The 20,178-nt window shown below is 27.7% G+C and carries 18 protein-coding genes and 1 other annotated feature; of the genes, 12 read left to right on the forward strand and 6 right to left on the reverse strand.

The genetic code is table 11. The features are described from left to right. The first annotated feature begins 6 nt into the window (after positions 1 to 6). From AC4FQ1_RS10755 to pflA, 5 genes are all read left to right on the forward strand, one after another. A complete protein-coding gene (locus AC4FQ1_RS10755) occupies positions 7 to 747 on the forward strand; it encodes a dihydroorotate dehydrogenase electron transfer subunit (protein WP_491169648.1) in 741 nt (246 codons plus the stop codon). Positions 748 to 761: 14 nt separating this feature from the next. Next, on the forward strand, positions 762 to 1,658 hold the full coding sequence (locus tag AC4FQ1_RS10760; RefSeq protein ID WP_491169649.1) for a dihydroorotate dehydrogenase: 897 nt from the start codon (positions 762 to 764) through the stop codon (positions 1,656 to 1,658). A 29-nt stretch (positions 1,659 to 1,687) separates the two neighbouring features. Continuing rightward, on the forward strand, positions 1,688 to 2,371 hold the full coding sequence (gene pyrE, locus AC4FQ1_RS10765; RefSeq protein ID WP_491147623.1) for an orotate phosphoribosyltransferase: 684 nt from the start codon (positions 1,688 to 1,690) through the stop codon (positions 2,369 to 2,371). 208 nt (positions 2,372 to 2,579) lie between these two features. Then, on the forward strand, positions 2,580 to 4,808 hold the full coding sequence (gene pflB, locus AC4FQ1_RS10770; protein WP_491169650.1) for a formate C-acetyltransferase: 2,229 nt from the start codon (positions 2,580 to 2,582) through the stop codon (positions 4,806 to 4,808). A gap of 124 nt (positions 4,809 to 4,932) precedes the next feature. Then, positions 4,933 to 5,640 (forward strand): pyruvate formate-lyase-activating protein, encoded by a 708-nt coding sequence (gene pflA / locus AC4FQ1_RS10775; RefSeq protein WP_303128880.1) that lies wholly within the window; start codon positions 4,933 to 4,935, stop codon positions 5,638 to 5,640. 53 nt (positions 5,641 to 5,693) lie between these two features. On the opposite strand, the gene AC4FQ1_RS10780 is transcribed toward pflA, so the two are convergent. Further along, positions 5,694 to 6,308 (reverse strand): 3'-5' exonuclease, encoded by a 615-nt coding sequence (locus AC4FQ1_RS10780; protein ID WP_491169651.1) that lies wholly within the window; start codon positions 6,306 to 6,308, stop codon positions 5,694 to 5,696. 204 nt (positions 6,309 to 6,512) lie between these two features. Here AC4FQ1_RS10780 and AC4FQ1_RS10785 point away from each other — a divergent pair, with 204 nt between their 5' ends. Then, entirely contained in the window at positions 6,513 to 7,463 is a 951-nt protein-coding gene (locus AC4FQ1_RS10785) for an L-lactate dehydrogenase (RefSeq protein ID WP_303128878.1), read from the forward strand. Between the two features lie 95 nt (positions 7,464 to 7,558). Beyond that, positions 7,559 to 8,572, forward strand: a complete 1,014-nt coding sequence (asnA, locus tag AC4FQ1_RS10790; RefSeq protein ID WP_491169652.1) for an aspartate--ammonia ligase — start codon at positions 7,559 to 7,561, stop codon at positions 8,570 to 8,572. A gap of 31 nt (positions 8,573 to 8,603) precedes the next feature. On the opposite strand, the gene AC4FQ1_RS10795 is transcribed toward asnA, so the two are convergent. Then, positions 8,604 to 9,566 carry a biotin--[acetyl-CoA-carboxylase] ligase gene (locus AC4FQ1_RS10795; protein WP_491169653.1) on the reverse strand — a complete coding sequence of 321 codons (963 nt, stop codon included), beginning with the start codon at positions 9,564 to 9,566 and terminating at the stop codon, positions 8,604 to 8,606. A 250-nt stretch (positions 9,567 to 9,816) separates the two neighbouring features. On the opposite strand from AC4FQ1_RS10795, the gene AC4FQ1_RS10800 reads away from it, so the two are divergent. Then, on the forward strand, positions 9,817 to 11,325 hold the full coding sequence (locus AC4FQ1_RS10800) for an LCP family protein (protein WP_491169654.1): 1,509 nt from the start codon (positions 9,817 to 9,819) through the stop codon (positions 11,323 to 11,325). A gap of 97 nt (positions 11,326 to 11,422) precedes the next feature. Next, positions 11,423 to 12,067 carry a site-2 protease family protein gene (locus AC4FQ1_RS10805; RefSeq protein WP_303128871.1) on the forward strand — a complete coding sequence of 215 codons (645 nt, stop codon included), beginning with the start codon at positions 11,423 to 11,425 and terminating at the stop codon, positions 12,065 to 12,067. 39 nt (positions 12,068 to 12,106) lie between these two features. On the opposite strand, the gene AC4FQ1_RS10810 is transcribed toward AC4FQ1_RS10805, so the two are convergent. Continuing rightward, positions 12,107 to 13,618 (reverse strand): Ppx/GppA phosphatase family protein, encoded by a 1,512-nt coding sequence (locus tag AC4FQ1_RS10810; RefSeq protein ID WP_303128870.1) that lies wholly within the window; start codon positions 13,616 to 13,618, stop codon positions 12,107 to 12,109. Positions 13,619 to 13,765: 147 nt separating this feature from the next. Then, positions 13,766 to 13,990 (forward strand) — a binding site (T-box leader). A gap of 55 nt (positions 13,991 to 14,045) precedes the next feature. On the opposite strand from AC4FQ1_RS10810, the gene argS reads away from it, so the two are divergent. Further along, entirely contained in the window at positions 14,046 to 15,740 is a 1,695-nt protein-coding gene (argS, locus tag AC4FQ1_RS10815; protein ID WP_303128868.1) for an arginine--tRNA ligase, read from the forward strand. Between the two features lie 176 nt (positions 15,741 to 15,916). Next, positions 15,917 to 17,035: an AI-2E family transporter gene (locus AC4FQ1_RS10820; RefSeq protein ID WP_491169655.1), complete on the forward strand. Its 1,119-nt coding sequence runs from the start codon at positions 15,917 to 15,919 to the stop codon at positions 17,033 to 17,035. 34 nt (positions 17,036 to 17,069) lie between these two features. Here AC4FQ1_RS10820 and AC4FQ1_RS10825 read toward each other — a convergent pair whose 3' ends face one another. Genes AC4FQ1_RS10825 through AC4FQ1_RS10835 form a run of 3 tightly spaced genes read right to left on the reverse strand, consistent with a single transcriptional unit; the run spans position 17,070 to position 19,233 of the window. Then, complete coding sequence (locus AC4FQ1_RS10825) at positions 17,070 to 17,201, reverse strand: FeoB-associated Cys-rich membrane protein (RefSeq protein WP_491147611.1); 132 nt, start codon at positions 17,199 to 17,201, stop codon at positions 17,070 to 17,072. Between the two features lie 16 nt (positions 17,202 to 17,217). Continuing rightward, positions 17,218 to 18,981, reverse strand: a complete 1,764-nt coding sequence (gene feoB, locus AC4FQ1_RS10830) for a ferrous iron transport protein B (RefSeq protein WP_303128863.1) — start codon at positions 18,979 to 18,981, stop codon at positions 17,218 to 17,220. Positions 18,982 to 19,011: 30 nt separating this feature from the next. Then, positions 19,012 to 19,233, reverse strand: coding sequence for a FeoA family protein (locus tag AC4FQ1_RS10835; RefSeq protein WP_303128860.1), 222 nt, complete (start codon positions 19,231 to 19,233; stop codon positions 19,012 to 19,014). Positions 19,234 to 19,439: 206 nt separating this feature from the next. Between AC4FQ1_RS10835 and AC4FQ1_RS10840 the strand changes: the two genes are divergently transcribed. Further along, positions 19,440 to 20,171, forward strand: coding sequence for an HAD-IB family hydrolase (locus tag AC4FQ1_RS10840; RefSeq protein WP_303128859.1), 732 nt, complete (start codon positions 19,440 to 19,442; stop codon positions 20,169 to 20,171). Positions 20,172 to 20,178 lie beyond the last annotated feature (7 nt).

The raw sequence follows: 20,178 nt of genomic DNA on the forward strand, positions 1-20,178 counted from the left end.
AATTTAATGGGCATAAACTACAAAAAGGCTAAAGTAATAAGCAATGATGAAATATCAAAAGGGATATTTAAATTAGTAATAGAAGAAAACCAAGATATAAAATGTGGTCAATTCTATATGCTTAAGGTTGACTGTGCATTACTTCCAAGACCTATAAGTATATGTGAAAAGAGTGAAAATAATTTAACTTTTCTTTATTCAGTAGTTGGAAAGGGAACAAAAGAAATAAGTAAATTAAAAAAGAATGAAGAAATAAATATTACAGGTCCCCTTGGAAATGGATTCAATGTAAATGAAAAGCTTGGAAAAGTTGCATTAGTTACGGGAGGAATAGGAATAGCACCTATGCTTCAAGTTGCTAAGGAATTAAAACAAAATGGAAATAGTGAAGTTATAGATTTATATGCAGGATTTAGAGATGAAGTATACTTAATAAATGATTTTGAAAAGTATGTTGATAATATAAATTTAGTAACTAATACAGGAAAGCATGGGATAAAAGGGTTTGTAACGGATATTTTAGATGCTAAAAAATATGATGTAGTATTATGCTGTGGTCCTGAAATAATGATGAAAAAGGTTATAGAATTATGTAAAGATGCAGGTATTAAAGTATATGTATCAATGGAAAAACATATGGCCTGTGGAGTTGGGGCATGTCTTGTTTGCACTTGTAAAACGAAAGATGGTCATAAAAGAACTTGTAAAGATGGTCCTGTCTTTGATGGATATTATGTGGAGCTTTAAGGAGGAAAATCATTATGTTGAATGTAAATATAAATGGAGTAGATTTTAAAAATCCTGTTATAGCAGCCTCAGGTACATTTGGATTTGGACAAGAGTACAATGACTTTTATGATGTTAGTATTTTGGGGGGAATATCTACTAAGGGTTTAACTTTAAATAAAAAGGACGGAAATACTGGGACAAGAGTATATGAAACAAAAGGTGGAATGATGAATTCTGTTGGTCTTCAAAATCCAGGGATAGATCATTTTATAGATTATGAATTAAAAGATATGAAAAAATTAAATACAAATATAATTGCTAATGTTGGTGGCGGTTGTATAGAAGATTATGAAATAGCAGTAAGTAAGTTAAATGAAACCGATATAGACATGATAGAGCTTAATATATCATGTCCTAATGTAAAATCTGGTGGAATGGCTTTTGGAATAAAAAGTGATGTAGCATTTGAAGTTGTGGATAAAATAAAAAAAATAACAAATAAGCCTTTAATGGTTAAACTATCTCCAAATGCTGAAAATATAGTGGATATGGCTTTAAAATGTGAAGAAGCAGGTGCAGATTCTATTTCATTAATAAATACTATAAAAGGTATGGCTATTGATATAAATAAGAGAAAGCCTGTATTTGATAATATATATGCAGGACTTTCAGGACCAGCAGTAAAGCCAATAGCTTTAAGAATGGTTCATGAAGTATCAAAAGCTGTAAATATACCTGTTATAGGACTTGGTGGAATAAGTACTGCAGAGGATGCGATAGAATTTATGATGGCTGGTGCAAGGGCCATACAAATAGGAACGGTTAATTTTAATAATCCATTAGCTGGAAAAGAAATAGTTCAAGGAATAGAAGATTTTCTTTTAAAAGAAGGTATAAAGGATATAAATGAAATTATCGGAATTGTCTAAAAATTAACGAAATTTTGGAGGTTTTCAATATGAAAGAATATAAAAAAGAGTTTATTGAATTTATGGTAGAGTGCGGTGTGCTTACTTTTGGAGATTTTGTAACTAAAAGCGGAAGAAAAACTCCATTTTTTGTTAACACTGGAAACTATAAAAAAGGAAGTCAATTAAAACGACTTGGAGAGTTTTATGCAAAGGCTATAAAGGAAAATTTTGATAATGATTATACTGTTTTATTTGGACCTGCTTATAAAGGAATTCCTTTAACAGTAACAACATCAATAGCTTTATCAGAGCTTTACAATATAGACGTAGATTATTGTTCAAACAGAAAAGAAGTGAAAGATCATGGAGATAAGGGAATACTTCTTGGAGCAAAATTAAAAGATGGAGATAAAGTTTTAATAGTAGAAGATGTAACAACAGCAGGTACGTCAATATATGAAACAATGCCTATTTTAAAGGAACAAGGTAATATAAAAGTAGAGGGACTTATAATTTCTGTAGACAGAATGGAAAGAGGGCAAGGAGAAGCATCTGCTTTAAAAGAGATTAGAGAAAAATTTAATTTTAAAACATGTGCAATAGTTACTATGGAGGAAGTTATAAAATATTTATATAATCGAGAGATAAATGGAAATATATTAATTGATGATGAGATGTTAGAACGAATAAATGATTATTATAAGAAGTATGGCGCTAATAATAAAAAATAAATAATAAATAACAAAATACTAAAATTTGTTAATCAAAAGGACTTTATGTTAAAAAAAAATTTACATTTAGTCCTTTTTAATTTAAAATAAAAAGTGGAGGAAGAAATATATTATGAGAATTTATATCAGTTGAAAATAATTATTGACTGTTAAATTTTTATCATATATAATCTAAATATATTATTAATTGAAAGGGAGGCGACGTATAGTGTTTAATCAATGGGAAGGCTTTAAAGATGGAAGCTGGAAAGAACAAATAGACGTTAGAAATTTCATACAAAATAACTACACTCCATATGAAGGAGATTCTTCATTCTTAGCAGGAGCTACAGAAGATACTAAAAAATTATGGAATGAAGTTAGTGAATTATTTAAAAAAGAAAGAGAAAATGGGGTTTTAGACGTTGACACTAAAACAGTATCAGGTATCGATGCTTACGAGCCAGGATATATAGATAAAGCAATCGAAAAGATTGTTGGAGTACAAACAGATTCTCCTCTTAAAAGAGCTGTTATGCCACAAGGTGGTATAAGAATGGCTGAAAATGCAGCTAAAGCTTATGGATATGAAGTAGATCCAAAAATATCTGAAATATTTACAAAGTATAGAAAGACACATAATCAAGGTGTGTTTGATGTATATACAGATGAAATGAAATTAGCTAGAAAATATGGTATAGTTACTGGACTTCCAGATGCTTATGGTAGAGGAAGAATTATAGGGGATTACAGAAGAGTTGCGCTATACGGTGTTGATAGATTAATAGAAGACAAGATAGAACAAAAAAAGAGTTTAGAAGTAGGAACAATTGATTCTGATATTATTCAATTAAGAGAAGAAATAACAGATCAAATAAATGCATTAAAAGAGCTTAAATCTATGGCTTTAAGTTATGGATTAGACATATCAGTACCAGCTAGTAATGCAAGAGAAGCTGTTCAATGGTTATACTTTGGATACTTAGCAGCAATTAAGCAACAAAATGGTGCAGCAATGTCACTTGGAAGAACATCAACATTTTTAGATATATATATAGAAAGAGATTTAAACTCAGGAGTTATAACAGAAGAAGAAGCTCAAGAGATTATGGATCATTTCGTTATGAAGCTAAGATTAGTTAAGTTCCTAAGAACTCCAGAATATAATGATTTATTTTCAGGAGATCCAACTTGGGTTACTGAATCAATTGCAGGTATGGGTATAGATGGAAGAACATTAGTTACTAAAAACTCATTTAGAGTACTTAATACACTTTATACTTTAGGACCATCACCAGAGCCAAATCTAACAGTTTTATGGTCAACTAAACTACCACAAAACTTTAAAGATTTCTGTTCAAAAGTTTCAATTGATACAAGTTCAGTGCAATATGAAAATGATGATTTAATGAGAGAGTATTGGGGAGATGATTATGCTATAGCTTGTTGTGTATCAGCAATGAGAGTTGGAAAGCAAATGCAATTCTTTGGTGCTAGAGTTAACTTAGCTAAGACTTTACTTTACACAATAAATGGAGGTAAAGATGAGAAATCAGGAGTACAAGTAGGACCTAAATTAGAGCCAATAACTAGTGAATATTTAGATTATAATGAAGTAATGGAAAAGTTTGATGTAATGACAGATTGGCTTGCAAATCTTTATGTAAATACATTAAATTGCATTCACTATATGCATGATAAGTATTCATATGAATCATTACAAATGGCTTTACATGACAGAGATGTATTTAGAACAATGGCTTGTGGTATAGCTGGTTTATCAGTATGTGCTGATTCATTGTCAGCTATTAAATATGCTAAGGTAAAACCAATAAGAAATGAAGAAGGAATAGCTGTAGATTTTGAAGTTGAAGGAGATTTCCCTAAATACGGTAATGATGATGATAGAGTTGATAAAATAGCTGTATATCTTGTTAAGAATATGATGGATAAAATCAGAAAGAACAAAACTTATAGAAATGCATATCACACTCAATCAATTTTAACTATAACATCAAACGTAGTATATGGTAAGAAAACAGGTACAACTCCATGTGGAAGAAAAGCTGGTGAGCCATTTGCACCAGGAGCTAATCCAATGCATGGAAGAGATTCAAGTGGATCACTTGCATCATTAAATTCAGTTGCTAAACTTCCATATGAGCATTCACAAGATGGAATTTCAAATACTTTCTCAATAATTCCAGATGCTTTAGGAAAATCACCTGAAGAAAGAATATCAAATTTAAGTAACTTAATGGATGGATATTTTGGACAAAGAGCTCATCACTTAAATGTTAATGTATTTAATAGAGAAACTTTATTAGATGCAATGGAAAGACCAGAAGAATATCCACAATTAACTATAAGAGTATCAGGATATGCTGTAAACTTCATTAAGCTTACTAGAGAGCAACAATTAGATGTTATAAACAGAACATTCCATTCAAAAATGTAATGTAATTTAACTTAAAAGTATCCTCTGCTAATATATTTAGCAGAGGATATGTATTATAATTTTAAATAAATAAGTTAGTATAATAAATTGTTTATTTAAAATTATAAATTAGGAGGTACACATAATGACAACAGGATTAATTCACTCAATGGAAACTATGGGGCTTGTTGATGGACCAGGAATAAGAGTTGTTGTATTTATGCAAGGATGTTCATTAAGATGTAAGTATTGTCATAATCCTGATACTTGGGAATATGGAGTAGGAGAAAAGGTTACACCAGAAGAATTAGTTAAAAAGATAAAAAGGTATAAAGCATATTTTGATACATCAAATGGTGGAGTAACTTTTTCAGGGGGAGAACCTTTAAGACAACCAGAATTTCTAATAGAAGCCTTAAAACTTTGTAAGAAAGAAGGTATTCATACATGTATTGATACTGCAGGATCTGGTATTGGAATGTATGATGAGATATTAAAATATACTGATTTAGTTCTTTTTGATGTAAAAGATATTACTGAGGAAGGATATAAAAATGTAACATTAGTTAATATAGACGAGTCACTTAAGTTTATAGAAGCCATGAAAAGAAATAGAACAAAAATATGGTTAAGACATGTAGTTGTACCTGGACTTACTGATGGAGAAGAACATATAAGACGATTTAAAGAATTTATTAAAGAATTTAATAATGTTGAAAAAGTAGAGCTTTTACCTTATCACTTACTTGGAGTAAATAAGTATGAGAAACTTAATATTAAATATCCATTAGAAGGTGTAGAAGCAATGGATAAAGAATTAATAAAAAAATATTATGATATAATAAATGAATAAATTAGTTAAAGGTATATAGAAATACAAATATTACTATATACCTTTAAATTTTATTAATTAGAATTTGCTATTTTAGTAAAATAACCATGAGGAATAAGTTTTTTCTTTAACCCTTCAATAACTACTAAATAAGTTGCTGCTGTATCAAATCTAGCATCATGATAGTCTCCACTTCCTCCAAATAGTTGTTTAGCTTTAGATTCTATTTGATCTTTTGTTATATTTAAGTAAGAAATAACCTCTTCAAGTTTTGGATTTTTATATGTTCCATTAGGTTTTAAAATTTTACATATATCTCTATAATAATCCATTGTGCAGAACGTTCTTTTAGGTTCATAATTAGCACCTAAAAATATAAGTTCGCTGTGTAAAAATTTTACATCGAAATTAACATTATGGCCTATTACAAAGTCAGCATCCATAAAATCATCTATAAACTCTCCAACAACATCTTCAAAATACATTCCATTTGATAGTTCATATAATTTTTCTAAAGAAAAACCATGAACTTCTTCTGCATTTGGATCCATTTCATCTACTGTAAAGAAAAAGTTTTTACCTTCTGTTTTTTGAGGTTTTGTACTTGTATCAACGATTATATAGCTTAGCTGACATATATGTCCTGGGCGTATGCTAGTTGTTTCTGTATCGAAAAATAACAGTTTCATTTTAAGATATCCTCCTAAGTCTCTTTGAGTATAATAATTATTATATAACATATCTATTAACAATAAAATAAAAAATAAATCATATTAAAATACTAAGAATTAATTGAAAGTGATTATTAATTATAGTATAATATGGAATATAAAGAGTAGAAAAAGAGAAAGATAATATGAGATTAAATATAAATTAATTAGGAGTGATAAAACATGCTAGTAGAAGGAAAAAGAAAAGTATCTATAATCGGAGCTGGATTTGTAGGAGCTACAACAGCATATGCACTAATGAATAGTGGTATAGCAACAGATATTTGTATTTATGATATAAATATGGATAAGGCAATGGGAGAAGTAATGGATTTAGTTCATGGTACATCATTTGTTAAGCCAGTTAATATATATGCAGGTTCATTAGAAGAAACAAAAAATTCAGATATAGTTATAATTACTGCAGGAGTTGGACCAAAAGAAGGAGAAACTAGATTAGATATTATAGATAAAAATTACAAAATATTTAAAGGGTTTGTTCCAGAACTAGCTAAGCTTAGTCCAAATGCCATACTTTTAGTAGTGTCAAATCCAGTTGATGTATTAACTTATATAACTTATAAGTTATCAGGATTCCCAAAAGAAAGAGTAATTGGTTCAGGTACAGTTTTAGATACATCAAGATTAAAGTATGTTTTAGGTAAATATTTTAGTGTAAATAACAGCAATATTCATTGTTATGTAGTTGGTGAGCATGGTGACAGTGAAGTTGTAACTTGGAGTAATGGAAGAATTGGTGGAGAAGACTTTGATATTTATGCTAAACAAACAGATCTTGCTTGGGATGAAGATACAAAGAAGGTAATAGAAGAAGATGTTAAAAATGCTGCTTATGAAATAATAAATAGAAAAAAGGCAACATATTTTGCAGTAGCACTTGCAGTAAACAGAATAGTTGAGGCTATATTTAGAGATGAAAATAGTATATTAACAGTTGGTTCATTGTTTGAAGGACAATATGGAATAGATGATATGTATTTAGCTATACCAACTATAGTTAATAGAAAAGGGGCTAAAGAAATAATAGAAATACCTTTAGCTAAATCCGAAGAAGAAAAGCTTAAAAAGTCTGCTGAAATATTAAAATCACACTTAAATAAGTGTCACATTTAAAAATTAACAACAAAGTACTCTTTAATTTAAAAGAGTACTTTATTTTTTTGTTTTTTTTGTATATAATAATATTTAAAATCAAAGGAGGGCTATTCATGAAAGTAGAAGGAGTAATAATTCCAGAAGATTATAGAAGTAAAACAACACTAATTGAAACAGAAGTACATATAAAAAGTATTAAGGATTTCTTTGAAAAAAATTTAGCTGATAAGTTAAATTTAATAAGGGTTTCTGCACCACTTTTTGTTGATGTAAAGTCAGGATTAAATGATAATTTAAATGGAGTAGAAAGACCAGTTAAATTTGATGTTTTAGCAACTAATCAAGATGTTGAAATAGTACATTCACTTGCTAAATGGAAAAGAATGAGCTTACATAGATATAAATTTCCAGTTGGAAAAGGTCTATATGCAGATATGAATGCTATAAGAAGAGATGAAGAGTTAGATAATATACATTCAATTTATGTAGACCAATGGGATTGGGAACTTATAATTAATAAAGAAGATAGAAATTTAGACTTTTTAAAAGGTATAGTTAAAAAAATATATAGTGTATTTAAAGATACAGAAAAGTATGTTAAGGAAAATCTTTTAGACATTGAAGAAGAATTACCAGAAGAAATATTTTTTGTAACATCACAAGAATTAGAAGATATGTATAAAGATTTATCACCTAAAGAAAGAGAAAATGCTATATGTAAGGATAAAGGGGCAGTCTTTATAATGCAAATAGGAGATAAGTTAAATTCTGGTGAAAAGCATGATGGTAGAGCACCAGATTATGATGATTGGAAATTAAATGGTGATATATTATTTTGGAATAATGTATTAGATAGTGCTATTGAATTATCATCAATGGGAATAAGAGTAAATGAAGAGTCTTTAGAACGTCAGTTAAATGAAGCAGGATGCGAAGAAAGAAAAGAACTAGATTTTCATAAATCATTATTAAATGGGGAATTACCTCAAACTATTGGTGGAGGAATTGGACAGTCAAGAATATGTATGTACTTTTTAAGAAAAGCGCATATTGGTGAAGTTCAATCATCAGTTTGGGATGATAAAAATTATAGAATTTGTAGTGAAAATGGAATAGACTTATTATAAATAAAAAAGATTGCTATAATAGCAATCTTTTTTATTTATTAAATGTTATTTCTCCACTTAAAACTTTTTTTATGTTTCCTTTAGAATCTTTTATTATAAGTTCACCTAAGTCATCTATTCCAAGACATGTTACGGTCTCTTCTTTTCTTAATGTTATTAAAGTTGCCTTTTTATTAATTAGCATAGAATAATTTTTACATATATAAATTACTTCAGATAAATCATCATCATCTACAAATTTATTATAATAGTATTCAAAAGTATTTAAGAAATATGCTAATATTTGAGATTTATTAAATTCATTACCTGTTTCTAATAATAAAGATGTAGCGGTATTTAAATCATTTATAAAATCTTTTTTATCAATATTTATATTAAGTCCTAGTCCAACTATAATATAATTTACTTTATCCATATCAGCATTCATTGTAGTCAATATTCCACAAAGCTTTTTATTATTTATATAAATATCATTTGGCCATTTTATTTTACAATTTATATTAAGGTTATTTAAAACTTTTATCATAGAAGCAACAGCTATTAATGTTATTTTATTTCCGTCATTTGGAGAGATGCTTGGTTTAAGTATCATTGAGAACCAAAGTCCTCCTAATGGAGATTGCCAACTTCTATTAAATCTGCCAATACCATTAGTTTGAGTTTCAGCTACAATAACTGTTCCATCTTTGCAATTTTCTTGTATTAGTTTTTTTGCAATTAAATTTGTAGAGGTCGTTTCTTTATAGTGTAATAAATTCTTACCTAAAAAATTTGTTTCTAGTAGCTTATTTATAGTTTTAATATCTAATATATCAGGAGATTTTATTAATTTATATCCTTTATTTCTTATAGCATCTATTAAGTAGCCTTCTTTTTTTAGAGCATTTATATGTTTCCATATAGAATTTCTAGATACACCTAAAAGGTTGCTTATATATTCACCAGACATATATTCATTATTAGACATTAATAAATCTAATATTTTTTTCTTCATAATTTCCTCCAAGAAAATTTTATTAATAATCTATATTATAGACAAAAAGTGGCCAAAATAATAAAAAATAACTTAAAATGTAATAAAAATATATAAAATGTAATGAATTTGTAATTTTATAAGTTCGAATATACTGGTTTTATGTCAAAAAGTCTATTATAATGTTATTAGTTAACTGAATTTAACAAAATGTTAATTTAATAAAAATTATGTTTAATAAAAATTCTTAAATTTATTAGGGAGGTAAAATATGCAACAAAAGGGAGATAAGAAAAAAACAAATTCTACTGAAAAAAAGAAAATGTCTAAAAAGAAAAAAATATTGCTTTCAGTTGGAATTGTCTTTCTTCTTATTATTCTAGGTATTGGTGGAACTTATATGTATATAAGAGGTCATATATATCAAGGAAATACTAGTGGAGAAGAAGTGACTTATGAGGAGCAACCAGGAATAACAAATATATTACTTATAGGAACTGATGCTCGTAAATTAAATGAGGCTGCAAGAGCAGATGCTATTATTATTGCAACAATTGATAATAATAATAAAAAATTAAAACTTACTTCAATTATGAGAGATACTTTAGTAAACATACCGGGACATGGAGAGCAAAAAATAAATGCTGCATTAGCATTTGGTGGACCAGATTTATTAATGAAGACAATAAAGGAAAATTTTAATTTATCATTAAATAAATATGTAATGGTTAACTTTAATGGTTTTACATCAATAATTAACGCTGTTGGAGGTATTGATGTAGATGTACACGATTATGAAATAAAAGAATTAAATAAGTTTATTGGAGAATACGAAAAGGTTAAATCTCCAAAAATAGAAAAACCAGGAATGCAACATTTAGATGGTCAACAGGCTTTAGCTTATGCTAGAATAAGAAAAGTTGGAGATGGGGACTATGAAAGAACAGAAAGGCAAAGAAGGGTAATAGATTTAGTAACACAGAAATTTAAGGATTTAAGTGTTATTAAATATCCATCAGTTATGGGTGAGTTATTACCATATGTAAAAACAAATATAGAACCAGCGATGATATTAAATTATGCATACACTGTTTCTAAGTTTCCAAGCCTTACATTTGAACAATTAAGAATCCCTGTAAGTGACGATATTTCATGGGGAGGACTTTATAAAGATAAAGGTTGGGTTTTAATTATAGATAAAGAACAATGTTCAAAGATTATGGATGATTTTATATTTAATAATAAAAAGCCAACAAAAGATAGTTATAATATAGAAAAGTGGAAATCTAAACTTGAACAATATATGGGAGCTAATGAAGAGCATATTAAAGATAATGGTCCACTTCAAGAAAAAGATGAAGATTACATTCCACCTATTAGTAATTCAAAAACAGAAATAAAACCAAATAATAATACTGGTAGTGGAAGTGGGAATTCAAATAGTTCAATAAATCACAACAAAAAGCCAAGTACAAATTCAAACACAAATAATAAACCATCAAGTGGTTCAACTTCAGGAAATACTAATTCCGGAACAACTCCAAATAAGAAACCATCAAGTGGTTCAACTTCAGGAAGTGGTAATACTAATAGTAATAATCAAACAAATACAGATAAGAATCCTGGAAATAATACAAATCATAATAATAATAACAATACAGGATCAGGTAGTAATGTAGAATCAGGAAATAAGCCTAATTCAGGAAACGAATCAGGCTTAGGAAATGGAACAAACGATCAGAATTCAGATAAAGTATCAAATACACAAAAACATATATAAAATTAATAAAATAACTTTATAATAAACAAAACACAGCTTATTTTTAAAAGCTGTGTTTTATGTTATAATACTATAAAATGGAAAAGGAGAATTTTAAATGGAATTTTTATTAGGTAAAATATTAATGTTACCTGCTATACTTATAGGATTTACTTTTCATGAATATGCTCATGCTAAAATGGCAGATAGACTTGGGGATAAAACACCAAGATTTCAGGGGAGACTTACTTTAAATCCAATTGCTCACTTAGATCCTATAGGTACTTTATGTATATTATTTTTCGGAATAGGTTGGGCTAAACCTGTACAAGTTAATCCATCAGCTTTTAAAAATTATTATAAAGATGATTTGAAGGTAAGCTTAGCTGGTCCTATTGCAAATTTAATAGTAGCATTCTTTGGAATGGTCCTTTATACGTTAATATTTATTTTAGGAACTTCAGGAGTATTAGAAGGAACATTATTTTCAGTTTTATTTAGTATGGCATCACAAATAGTAGGAATAAATGTAATATTATTTGTTTTTAATTTATTGCCATTACCAGGTTTAGATGGATTTAGTATACTTAGAGATATAAGTCCTAAACATTTTTATAAAATATCAGATAGTATATATAGATATCAATTTGTAATATTTTTAGCAGTAATATTTTTAGCTGGCCCTATAATTAAAATACCAGCAAATCTAATAATGAATTTATTATCAAGTATTGTAGGAAGTATATTTGGATTATTTTTTTAAAAAACAGTTAGCAATGTTTTAATTGCTAACTGTTTTTCATTAATCTATTTTTTCAATTGATAAATCTTTTCCATATATTTGTTTGAATGAATATGAGCTTCTCATTGCTTGTCGAATTTCTAATTCTAAATCTAATGGTGATTTTAATTTAATTACAACTGTTTCAGGTAAAATATCTACGATTAATTCTTTAACAGCCCCACCTAAGCTTCTATCTAAACTTTCAGAAATTTTTATTATAGAACCTAAATATTCTATTGCATTAATATCTATTCTATTTATAATAGAACTAAATTGTGGATAAGGAATATGATAAGAATTATTTCTATGAGATGCAGCAACAGTAGCACTTATCAATAAATCTTTATGGCTTAGACCATTTATAGATGAATTTAATATAACATAAAAGCTATGCTTATGATGATTATAATAATCTATGCTTATACCACAATCATGTAATAATGCTGCAGTTTTTAATATTTTTTTATAATTATCATTTAGTTTATGAATTGGTCTTAAATTTTCGAATAAATTCATTGCAAGGTTATAAACATTTTTTGCATGATTTTTATTTATATTAAGTTTATTCATTATTCCTTTTAAACTAAATGTAAGCATATCTTTTTCATAGTCATAATGTTCATCTATATATTTATACATAATACCTTCGCTAAGTCCTTTAGATGAAGTTACTAGATTTGTAATTCCACTATACTTTTGTATATTATTTAATATACAAAGTCCTGCAACCATTATATCAGCACGTTCGTTAGGTAATCCATAAACTTGATAACGTTGCTTTAGACATTTGCATTTTAATAAGTTATATATTTCTTGAACATCTATATCATTTAAATTATAATTATGTTCTATATCAAGGGGATAGCGTTTTCTAGACCTGTCTATTTTACTAAGGCATTTAATAGTACCACCTACACCAACTATAGAAGGGGAATCGCAATATTTAATCCAAGTACATTCTTTTAAGCATGATATAATTTTACTTTTTGCATTTTCAATATTATTATTTAATATTCTATCTTGTAATTCATATTCATATGTAAGGTTTAAAGTACCTACAGGAAGTGAATAACAATTTTTAATTTCGCCATCTTTAACCCAAGCTAAATGAGTTGATAATCCTTCTATATCAACTAAAAGATAATTATCGAAGTAAGTTGTATTTGAAACACCTAAGAAATTAAAATATATTTCTTTTTCTATATCTAATACAGTTATATCTATACCTAATTCATCCTTTATTAATTTAAATAACATAGAGCTATTTGAAGCATTTCTATAATCTTCAGTAGCAATAGCAATTATTTTTTCGGCACATGATATTTTGCACATAGACTTAAATGTTCTTAAAGTTGATAAAGCAGTATTTAATTTATCAGGTGATAACTTATCTCCATATACTAAATCTTGGCACAGTCTAATTGATGTATTTAGTTCATCAATCGGTCTAAAATAACCATCGTCTTCAACTTCGTTTAATGTTAAAGTAACTGAGTTAGCGCCTATTTCAATAACACCAATTCTTCTCATAATAAACTCCTTAAAAATAAGATTTAAATATTTATATAGTATACATTATACAACATTTTTTTATTATATGTTATATATAATAATATTTAACTATTTGTTGACATTATTACAATTATATATGTATAATATAATGAAAGAAAGTAAAATATAAATTCTATGAAGAGGAGAGTAGGGTAATTAATTCTTTTTAGCGAATAAGGAGTTTGGTGTAAGCCTTATAGATAGATTACTTGAAGAGAGCCTTGGAGAAGCGCCTGAAATGAGTAGGGAGTGCCGCAAATTTAAATCATTTGCGTTAACAAAAAAGAGTGGCATTACTTTGTGCAAAAAGAGTGGTACCGCGGAAATTTATGATATTATTCCGTCTCTTATTTTATATAAGAGGCGGTTTTTATATTTTACGGAAAATATTAAGGAGGATTAGAAAATGGATTACAAACAAATAATAGCAGAATTAATTAGCAAACATGTAGATTTAGATGTAGAAACAATAAAAAAACTTATAGAAACACCACCAAAGCCAGAAATGGGAGATTATGCTTTTCCTTGCTTTCAATTAGCAAAGGTTATGAGAAAAGCTCCAAATATGATAGCTGAAGAATTAGCTTCAAATTTAGATAAAGAAGGTTTTGAAAAAATAACAAATTTAGGACCATATGTTAACTTCTTTGTAGATAAGGCTGCATTCACTAAATCTACAATTGAAACTGTATTAAAAGAAGGCGATAAATATGGAAGTTCAAAGATTGGAGAAGGAAAAACTGTATGTGTTGAATATTCATCACCAAATATAGCAAAACCTTTCCACGTAGGACACCTTTTTTCAACTTCAATAGGTAATTCACTTTATAAGTTATTCCAAGAAGAAGGCTACAATGTAGTTGGAATAAATCACTTAGGAGACTGGGGTACTCAGTTTGGTAAACTTATAGCTGCTTATAATAGATGGGTTGATGAAGAAGCTTTAGAAAAAGATCCAATAGGAGAATTATTAAGAATATATGTTAAATTCCATGATGAAGCAGAAAAAAATCCAGCATTAGTTGACGAAGGAAGAATGCACTTTAAGAGACTAGAAGATGGTGAACCAGAAGAAACAGCACTTTGGGAAAGATTTAGAGAATTAAGCTTAAAAGAGTTTAATAGAGTATACGATCTTTTAGGAATAAAATTTGATTCATTAGCAGGTGAAGCATTCTATAATGATAAGATGCAAGTTATAATCGATGAATTAAGAGATAAAAATTTACTTACTGAGAGTAATGGAGCTCAAGTTGTTATGCTTGATGAATATAATATGCCACCATGTATAATATTAAAAGGTGATGGAGCTACTATATATGCAACAAGAGACTTAGCAGCTGCAAACTATAGAAAAAATACTTATGACTTCTATAAATCAATATATGTAGTTGGAACACCACAAGCATTACACTTTAAACAATTCTTTAAAGTATTAGAACTTGCTGGAAAGGATTGGGCTAATGACTGTGTGCATGTAGGCTTTGGATTAGTTAAGTTTAAAGATGGTGGAATGTCAACAAGAAAAGGTAAAGTAATTCTTTTAGATGAATTATTAAATGAAGCTGTAGCTAAAACGTTAGAAGTTATAAATGAAAAAAATCCAGATTTAGAAAATAAAGAAGAAGTTGCTAAGAAAATTGGTATTGGAGCAGTTGTATTTACTTATCTTAAAAATTCAAGAGAAAAAGATATTATATTTGATTGGAAAGAAATACTTTCATTTGAAGGGGAAACTGGTCCATATGTTCAATATTCATATGCAAGAGGAAATAGCATATTAGAAAGAGCTGGGGATATTGATTTAACTAATGTTGATTATAGCAAATTAAATTCAAAAGAAGAATTTGAATTAATAAAAGCATTAGAAAACTTTAAGAAAAATATACACTCAGCAGTAGAAAAACTTGAACCATCAGTTATTACAAGATATGTAATAGATGTAGCGAAATTATTTAACAAATTCTATAATGCTCATTCAGTATTAAATTTAGAAGATGAAGAGCTTAAGAAAGCAAGACTTAGCTTAGTTAAAGCAAGTTTACAAGTTATTAAAAATGGCTTAGCTCTATTAGGTATAGATGTTGTAGATAAAATGTAATAAATATTAAGAAACTAGGATTCATTATATGTTTCCTAGTTTTTTTATAAAAGTATTTAAAATAGTTTTAATATTGTTTTCTATATATGTAAAGTTTCTTTTTATTTAAGAATTTTAAATATAAAATGTGATATAATTTAAAATATTTAATGTTAGTAAAAATGGAGGTGAAGTAGATGAATAGAAGAAACTCTATATATAAAAATGTATTGATAATAGCTATTATAGCTATTATAGGTTATAAGATTGTTGATAATTATGATGTTTATTTATCAATTTTTAAGAAGTTATTATCTGTATTGGCACCGTTTTTCTATGCAATAATATTTGCCTATATTTTAAATCCTTTAATGAAGTTTTTTCAAAAGAAATTAAAATTAAAAAAAGGTGCAGCTGTAGGACTTACTTATTTATGTATATTAATTGTACTTTTTTTAATAGGGTTTTACGGAATACCAGCTTTAGTAGATAGTATAATATCAATAACAAAAGAAATACCTGACTATGTTAATACTGTACAAGGTTGGGTTAATAATGCACTTCAAAATGATAAGTTTTATGCACTTATGCAAGATGCAGGAGTATTGAAAACTTTAACTAGTATTTCATCCAAGGTAGGTGGAGTTGCAATTACAGCATTGGAAGGTGCAGTAGGTTCTCTTTTAAGTATAACAACAGGAGTAATTCAAATTGGATTTGGACTTTTAATATCAATTTACTTGTTATTAGATAAAGAAAACTTTATAAAACAAATAAAATTAATAGTTATCATGGTATTAAAAGAAAAATGGGGCATAGCTATAATTAACTTATTTAAGACATATAATCAAATGATTGGAACATATATAGGTGTAAAAGCAATAGATTCAACAATAATAGGATTTATTTCTCTTATTGGTCTTATGATAATAAAAGTTCCATATGCAATATTACTTGCAATATTTGTTGGATTTACTAACATGATTCCTTATTTTGGACCATTTGTTGGTATGGTTGTATGTGCATTAGTAGAAGTTTTTGTATCTCCAATGAAAGCTATAATAGTATTTATATTTTTATTAGCAGTTCAACAATTTGATGCTTGGTATTTAGAGCCTAAATTAGTTGGTAATAAGGTTGGTATAGGCCCTTTTTGGATAATACTTGGTGTAACTATTGGAGGCGGATTTTTTGGAGCTTTAGGAATGCTTTTAGCATCACCAACAGTAGCAACAATAACTATATACTATGATAGATTAGTTAATAAGTTTAAATCAAAGCATGAAGATGTAGATGATTTAATAGATTCTTTATAGAAAATAAAAAAGCTGCTTATATAAGCAGCTTTTTTTAATTTTTCCTAGAAGGGCATTTCTTATGGCAAGAACCACAATTACATTCACCCTTTGAGGATTTTTTTACATTTTTATATATTATATATGCAGCTACAGCTACAATTCCTATTGTTACAATAATTTCCATTTATATCACCTTACCTTTAAACAAATAGGGAAGCCACATTGTAGAATATAAATGCTACAACCCAAGCAAGAACTAATTGATATATAACAGAGAAGATAGTAAATTTAGTACCATATTCTTTTTTCATAGTACCTACAGTTGATACACAAGGTACATATAATAAAGTAAATATTAAGAATGAATATGCTGAAATTGCTGTAAAGAATTGAGGTAAAATAAGCTTTAAGTCACCATTGAATATTACTTCCATTGAAGAAACAACAGTTTCTTTTGCTAAAAGTCCACTAAGTAATGATACTGATGATTGCCAATTTCCAAATCCTAAAGGAGCAAAAATTGGTGCTATAAATGAACCTATAGCTTCAAGTATACTTTGATCAACACTTTCAACCATTCCATGTAAATTGAAGTTTGATAAGAACCAAATAACTACACTCATAGCAAAAATTATAGTACCAGCTTTCTTTATAAAGCCTTTACCTTTATCATAAGTTTGTTTTGCAATTGATGAAAGTTGAGGAACCTTATAATTAGGTAACTCGATTATAAATGGCTCTTCATCTTTTTTAAATATAGTATTTTTAAATAGCATACCAATTAAGAATGCTATAATAACTCCAAGCAAGTATAATGAAGCAACAACTAATCCTCTATGTTCAGTGAAAAATACTGAAGCAAATAATGCATATACAGGAAGTCTAGCATTACATGACATAAGTGGTACAAGAAGTGCTGTAAGCTTTCTATCTTTTTCGCTTTCAAGAGTTCTTGCAGACATTATAGCAGGAACTGAACATCCAAATCCAACTATCATTGGAATAAATGCCTTACCTGAAAGACCCATTTTTCTCATGAATTTATCCATTAAGAAAGCAACTCTTGCCATGTAACCACTGTCTTCTAAAAATGTTATACATATAAATAATGCAAGTATTACTGGAAGAAGAACTAGTATTCCACCAACACCACCAACAATTCCGTCTACTAATAAAGATTGGAACCATGGAGATGTAGAAGCTAAAACTGTATGCAACCATGGAATAAGTGAGTCATTTAAAAATCCATCTAGCAAATCTGAAATAGGTTGTCCAACCCATGAAAATGTGAATTGGAACATGAACGCCATTATTAATATAAAAAGTGGATAAGCTAAAAATGGATTTAAGAATATTTTATCTAATTTTTCAGTTAAATCTTTTTTATTTGTATCTTTCTTTTTAACACATTTATGTAAAATATTTTCTATAAAAGTATATGTTTCTTTTTCATTTTCAAATTTGAACTTAGAATTATCAGTAGTTTTTATAAAGTCGTTACTATTTAATGTTTCTTTTATTAAATCAATACCTTCACCTTTAGCAGCTATAATTGGTATTACAGTAACTCCTAATTCTTTTGATAAAATTTTATAATCAATTTCATATCCTTTATTATTAACTACATCAATCATATTTATAGCAAGTACAATTGGCTTGTTAAATTGCTTAAGTTGAGTCGTTAAATAAAGATTTCTGGATAAATTAGATCCATCTACAATGTTTAATATAACATCAACATTATCTTCTTCTAAAAATTTTTTTGCAACTTTTTCTTCGTGAGAAAAAGTATCCATTGCATAAATACCTGGTAAATCTACTATTTTTAAGTCATCAAAATAACCTTCTTTTTTTTCAACAGTAACACCTGGCCAGTTACCAACGTATTGTTTTGAGCCTGTTAGTGCATTAAAAAGAGTAGTTTTACCGACATTTGGGTTCCCTAGCAATGCTATAGTTTTCATGTTTGTCCCTCCTAAAGTCAATAAACCATATTAAGCTGATAAAATTATGTTTTTAGCGTCTTTTTTTCTAATAGCTAAATCAAATCCTCTAAAATTAATAACTAATGGATCGCCAAGAGGAGCAACAGTTTTTAAAGTTACTTCAGTTCCTTCTATACAACCTAAAGCTAATAATCTTTTTGTTAATTTATTATCACCTAAAATATTTTCTATAATACCATGTTCACCTGGTTTTAAATTTATTAATTCCATAAAATAACACCTCGCAATGAAAATCATTATCATATAATTATAATATCATTATATGGATTTAGAAGTCAATGTTTAATGTAAAAATAATATACATAAAAATTTTGGTAAGACAAAAAATAAATGATTAATAGGAGATGTTTTGCAAAAGATACAATTATATGTATAATATAAAGAAATATATAACTTAAGAAAAAGGAGGTCTTATTATGGCTAAAAATATAGCAGCTTTTTTTGATATTGATGGAACATTATATAGAGAAGGTTTAATAACAGAAGTATTTAAGAAGATGATAAGATATGAGATTATTGAACCTGAAAAATGGTATAATGATGTTAGAAAAGATTTTGAAAAATGGGATAGAAGACAGGGAGATTATGATACATATTTATTAAAAATGATAGATGTATATATGGATGCTATAAAAGGATTAAGTAAGCATCAGATAGAATTTATAGCTAAAAAAGTTATAAAACAAAAAGGTGATAGAGTATATACTTTTACAAGAGATAGAATTAAGTGGCATAAAGAACAAGGACATATTCTTATAACAGTTTCTGGTTCACCTATTGAATTAGTTAAAGAGATGTCATTAAAGCATGGTTTTAATGATTATAGAGGTGCAGAATATACATTGGATAAAAGAGGTAAATATACTGGTGATGTTATTCCAATGTGGGATAGTGAAAGTAAAGAAAAAGCAATAAGAGAATTACAAGAAAAATATGATATAGATTTAGAAAAAAGTTATGCATACGGAGATACTGCAGGAGACTATACTATGCTTAGTAAAGTAGGTAATCCATATTGTATGAATCCAACAAAAGAACTTTTAAGAAAGGTTACATCAGATAAAGAGTTATCAGAAAGGATAAATGTTATTGTAGAAAGAAAAGATGTAACGTATAATCTTAATGTAGGGAATATACAATTTGAATAAGAAAGAG

The sequence above is a fragment of the Clostridium sp. TJA020 genome (assembly GCF_058310295.1).

What these genes read in the sequence shown, in the direction of transcription:
- AC4FQ1_RS10840 (WP_303128859.1), top strand. Translation starts at nt 19,440, where the DNA reads ATGGCTAAAAATATAGCAGCTTTTTTTGATATTGATGGAACATTATAT.
- AC4FQ1_RS10820 (WP_491169655.1), top strand. Translation starts at nt 15,917, where the DNA reads ATGAATAGAAGAAACTCTATATATAAAAATGTATTGATAATAGCTATT.
- AC4FQ1_RS10805 (WP_303128871.1), top strand. Translation starts at nt 11,423, where the DNA reads ATGGAATTTTTATTAGGTAAAATATTAATGTTACCTGCTATACTTATA.
- AC4FQ1_RS10785 (WP_303128878.1), top strand. Translation starts at nt 6,513, where the DNA reads ATGCTAGTAGAAGGAAAAAGAAAAGTATCTATAATCGGAGCTGGATTT.
- AC4FQ1_RS10810 (WP_303128870.1), bottom strand. Translation starts at nt 13,618, where the DNA reads ATGAGAAGAATTGGTGTTATTGAAATAGGCGCTAACTCAGTTACTTTA.
- AC4FQ1_RS10800 (WP_491169654.1), top strand. Translation starts at nt 9,817, where the DNA reads ATGCAACAAAAGGGAGATAAGAAAAAAACAAATTCTACTGAAAAAAAG.
- AC4FQ1_RS10835 (WP_303128860.1), bottom strand. Translation starts at nt 19,233, where the DNA reads ATGGAATTAATAAATTTAAAACCAGGTGAACATGGTATTATAGAAAAT.
- AC4FQ1_RS10825 (WP_491147611.1), bottom strand. Translation starts at nt 17,201, where the DNA reads ATGGAAATTATTGTAACAATAGGAATTGTAGCTGTAGCTGCATATATA.
- AC4FQ1_RS10760 (WP_491169649.1), top strand. Translation starts at nt 762, where the DNA reads ATGTTGAATGTAAATATAAATGGAGTAGATTTTAAAAATCCTGTTATA.
- AC4FQ1_RS10780 (WP_491169651.1), bottom strand. Translation starts at nt 6,308, where the DNA reads ATGAAACTGTTATTTTTCGATACAGAAACAACTAGCATACGCCCAGGA.
- argS (WP_303128868.1), top strand. Translation starts at nt 14,046, where the DNA reads ATGGATTACAAACAAATAATAGCAGAATTAATTAGCAAACATGTAGAT.
- pyrE (WP_491147623.1), top strand. Translation starts at nt 1,688, where the DNA reads ATGAAAGAATATAAAAAAGAGTTTATTGAATTTATGGTAGAGTGCGGT.
- asnA (WP_491169652.1), top strand. Translation starts at nt 7,559, where the DNA reads ATGAAAGTAGAAGGAGTAATAATTCCAGAAGATTATAGAAGTAAAACA.
- AC4FQ1_RS10795 (WP_491169653.1), bottom strand. Translation starts at nt 9,566, where the DNA reads ATGAAGAAAAAAATATTAGATTTATTAATGTCTAATAATGAATATATG.
- feoB (WP_303128863.1), bottom strand. Translation starts at nt 18,981, where the DNA reads ATGAAAACTATAGCATTGCTAGGGAACCCAAATGTCGGTAAAACTACT.
- AC4FQ1_RS10755 (WP_491169648.1), top strand. Translation starts at nt 7, where the DNA reads ATGGGCATAAACTACAAAAAGGCTAAAGTAATAAGCAATGATGAAATA.
- pflA (WP_303128880.1), top strand. Translation starts at nt 4,933, where the DNA reads ATGACAACAGGATTAATTCACTCAATGGAAACTATGGGGCTTGTTGAT.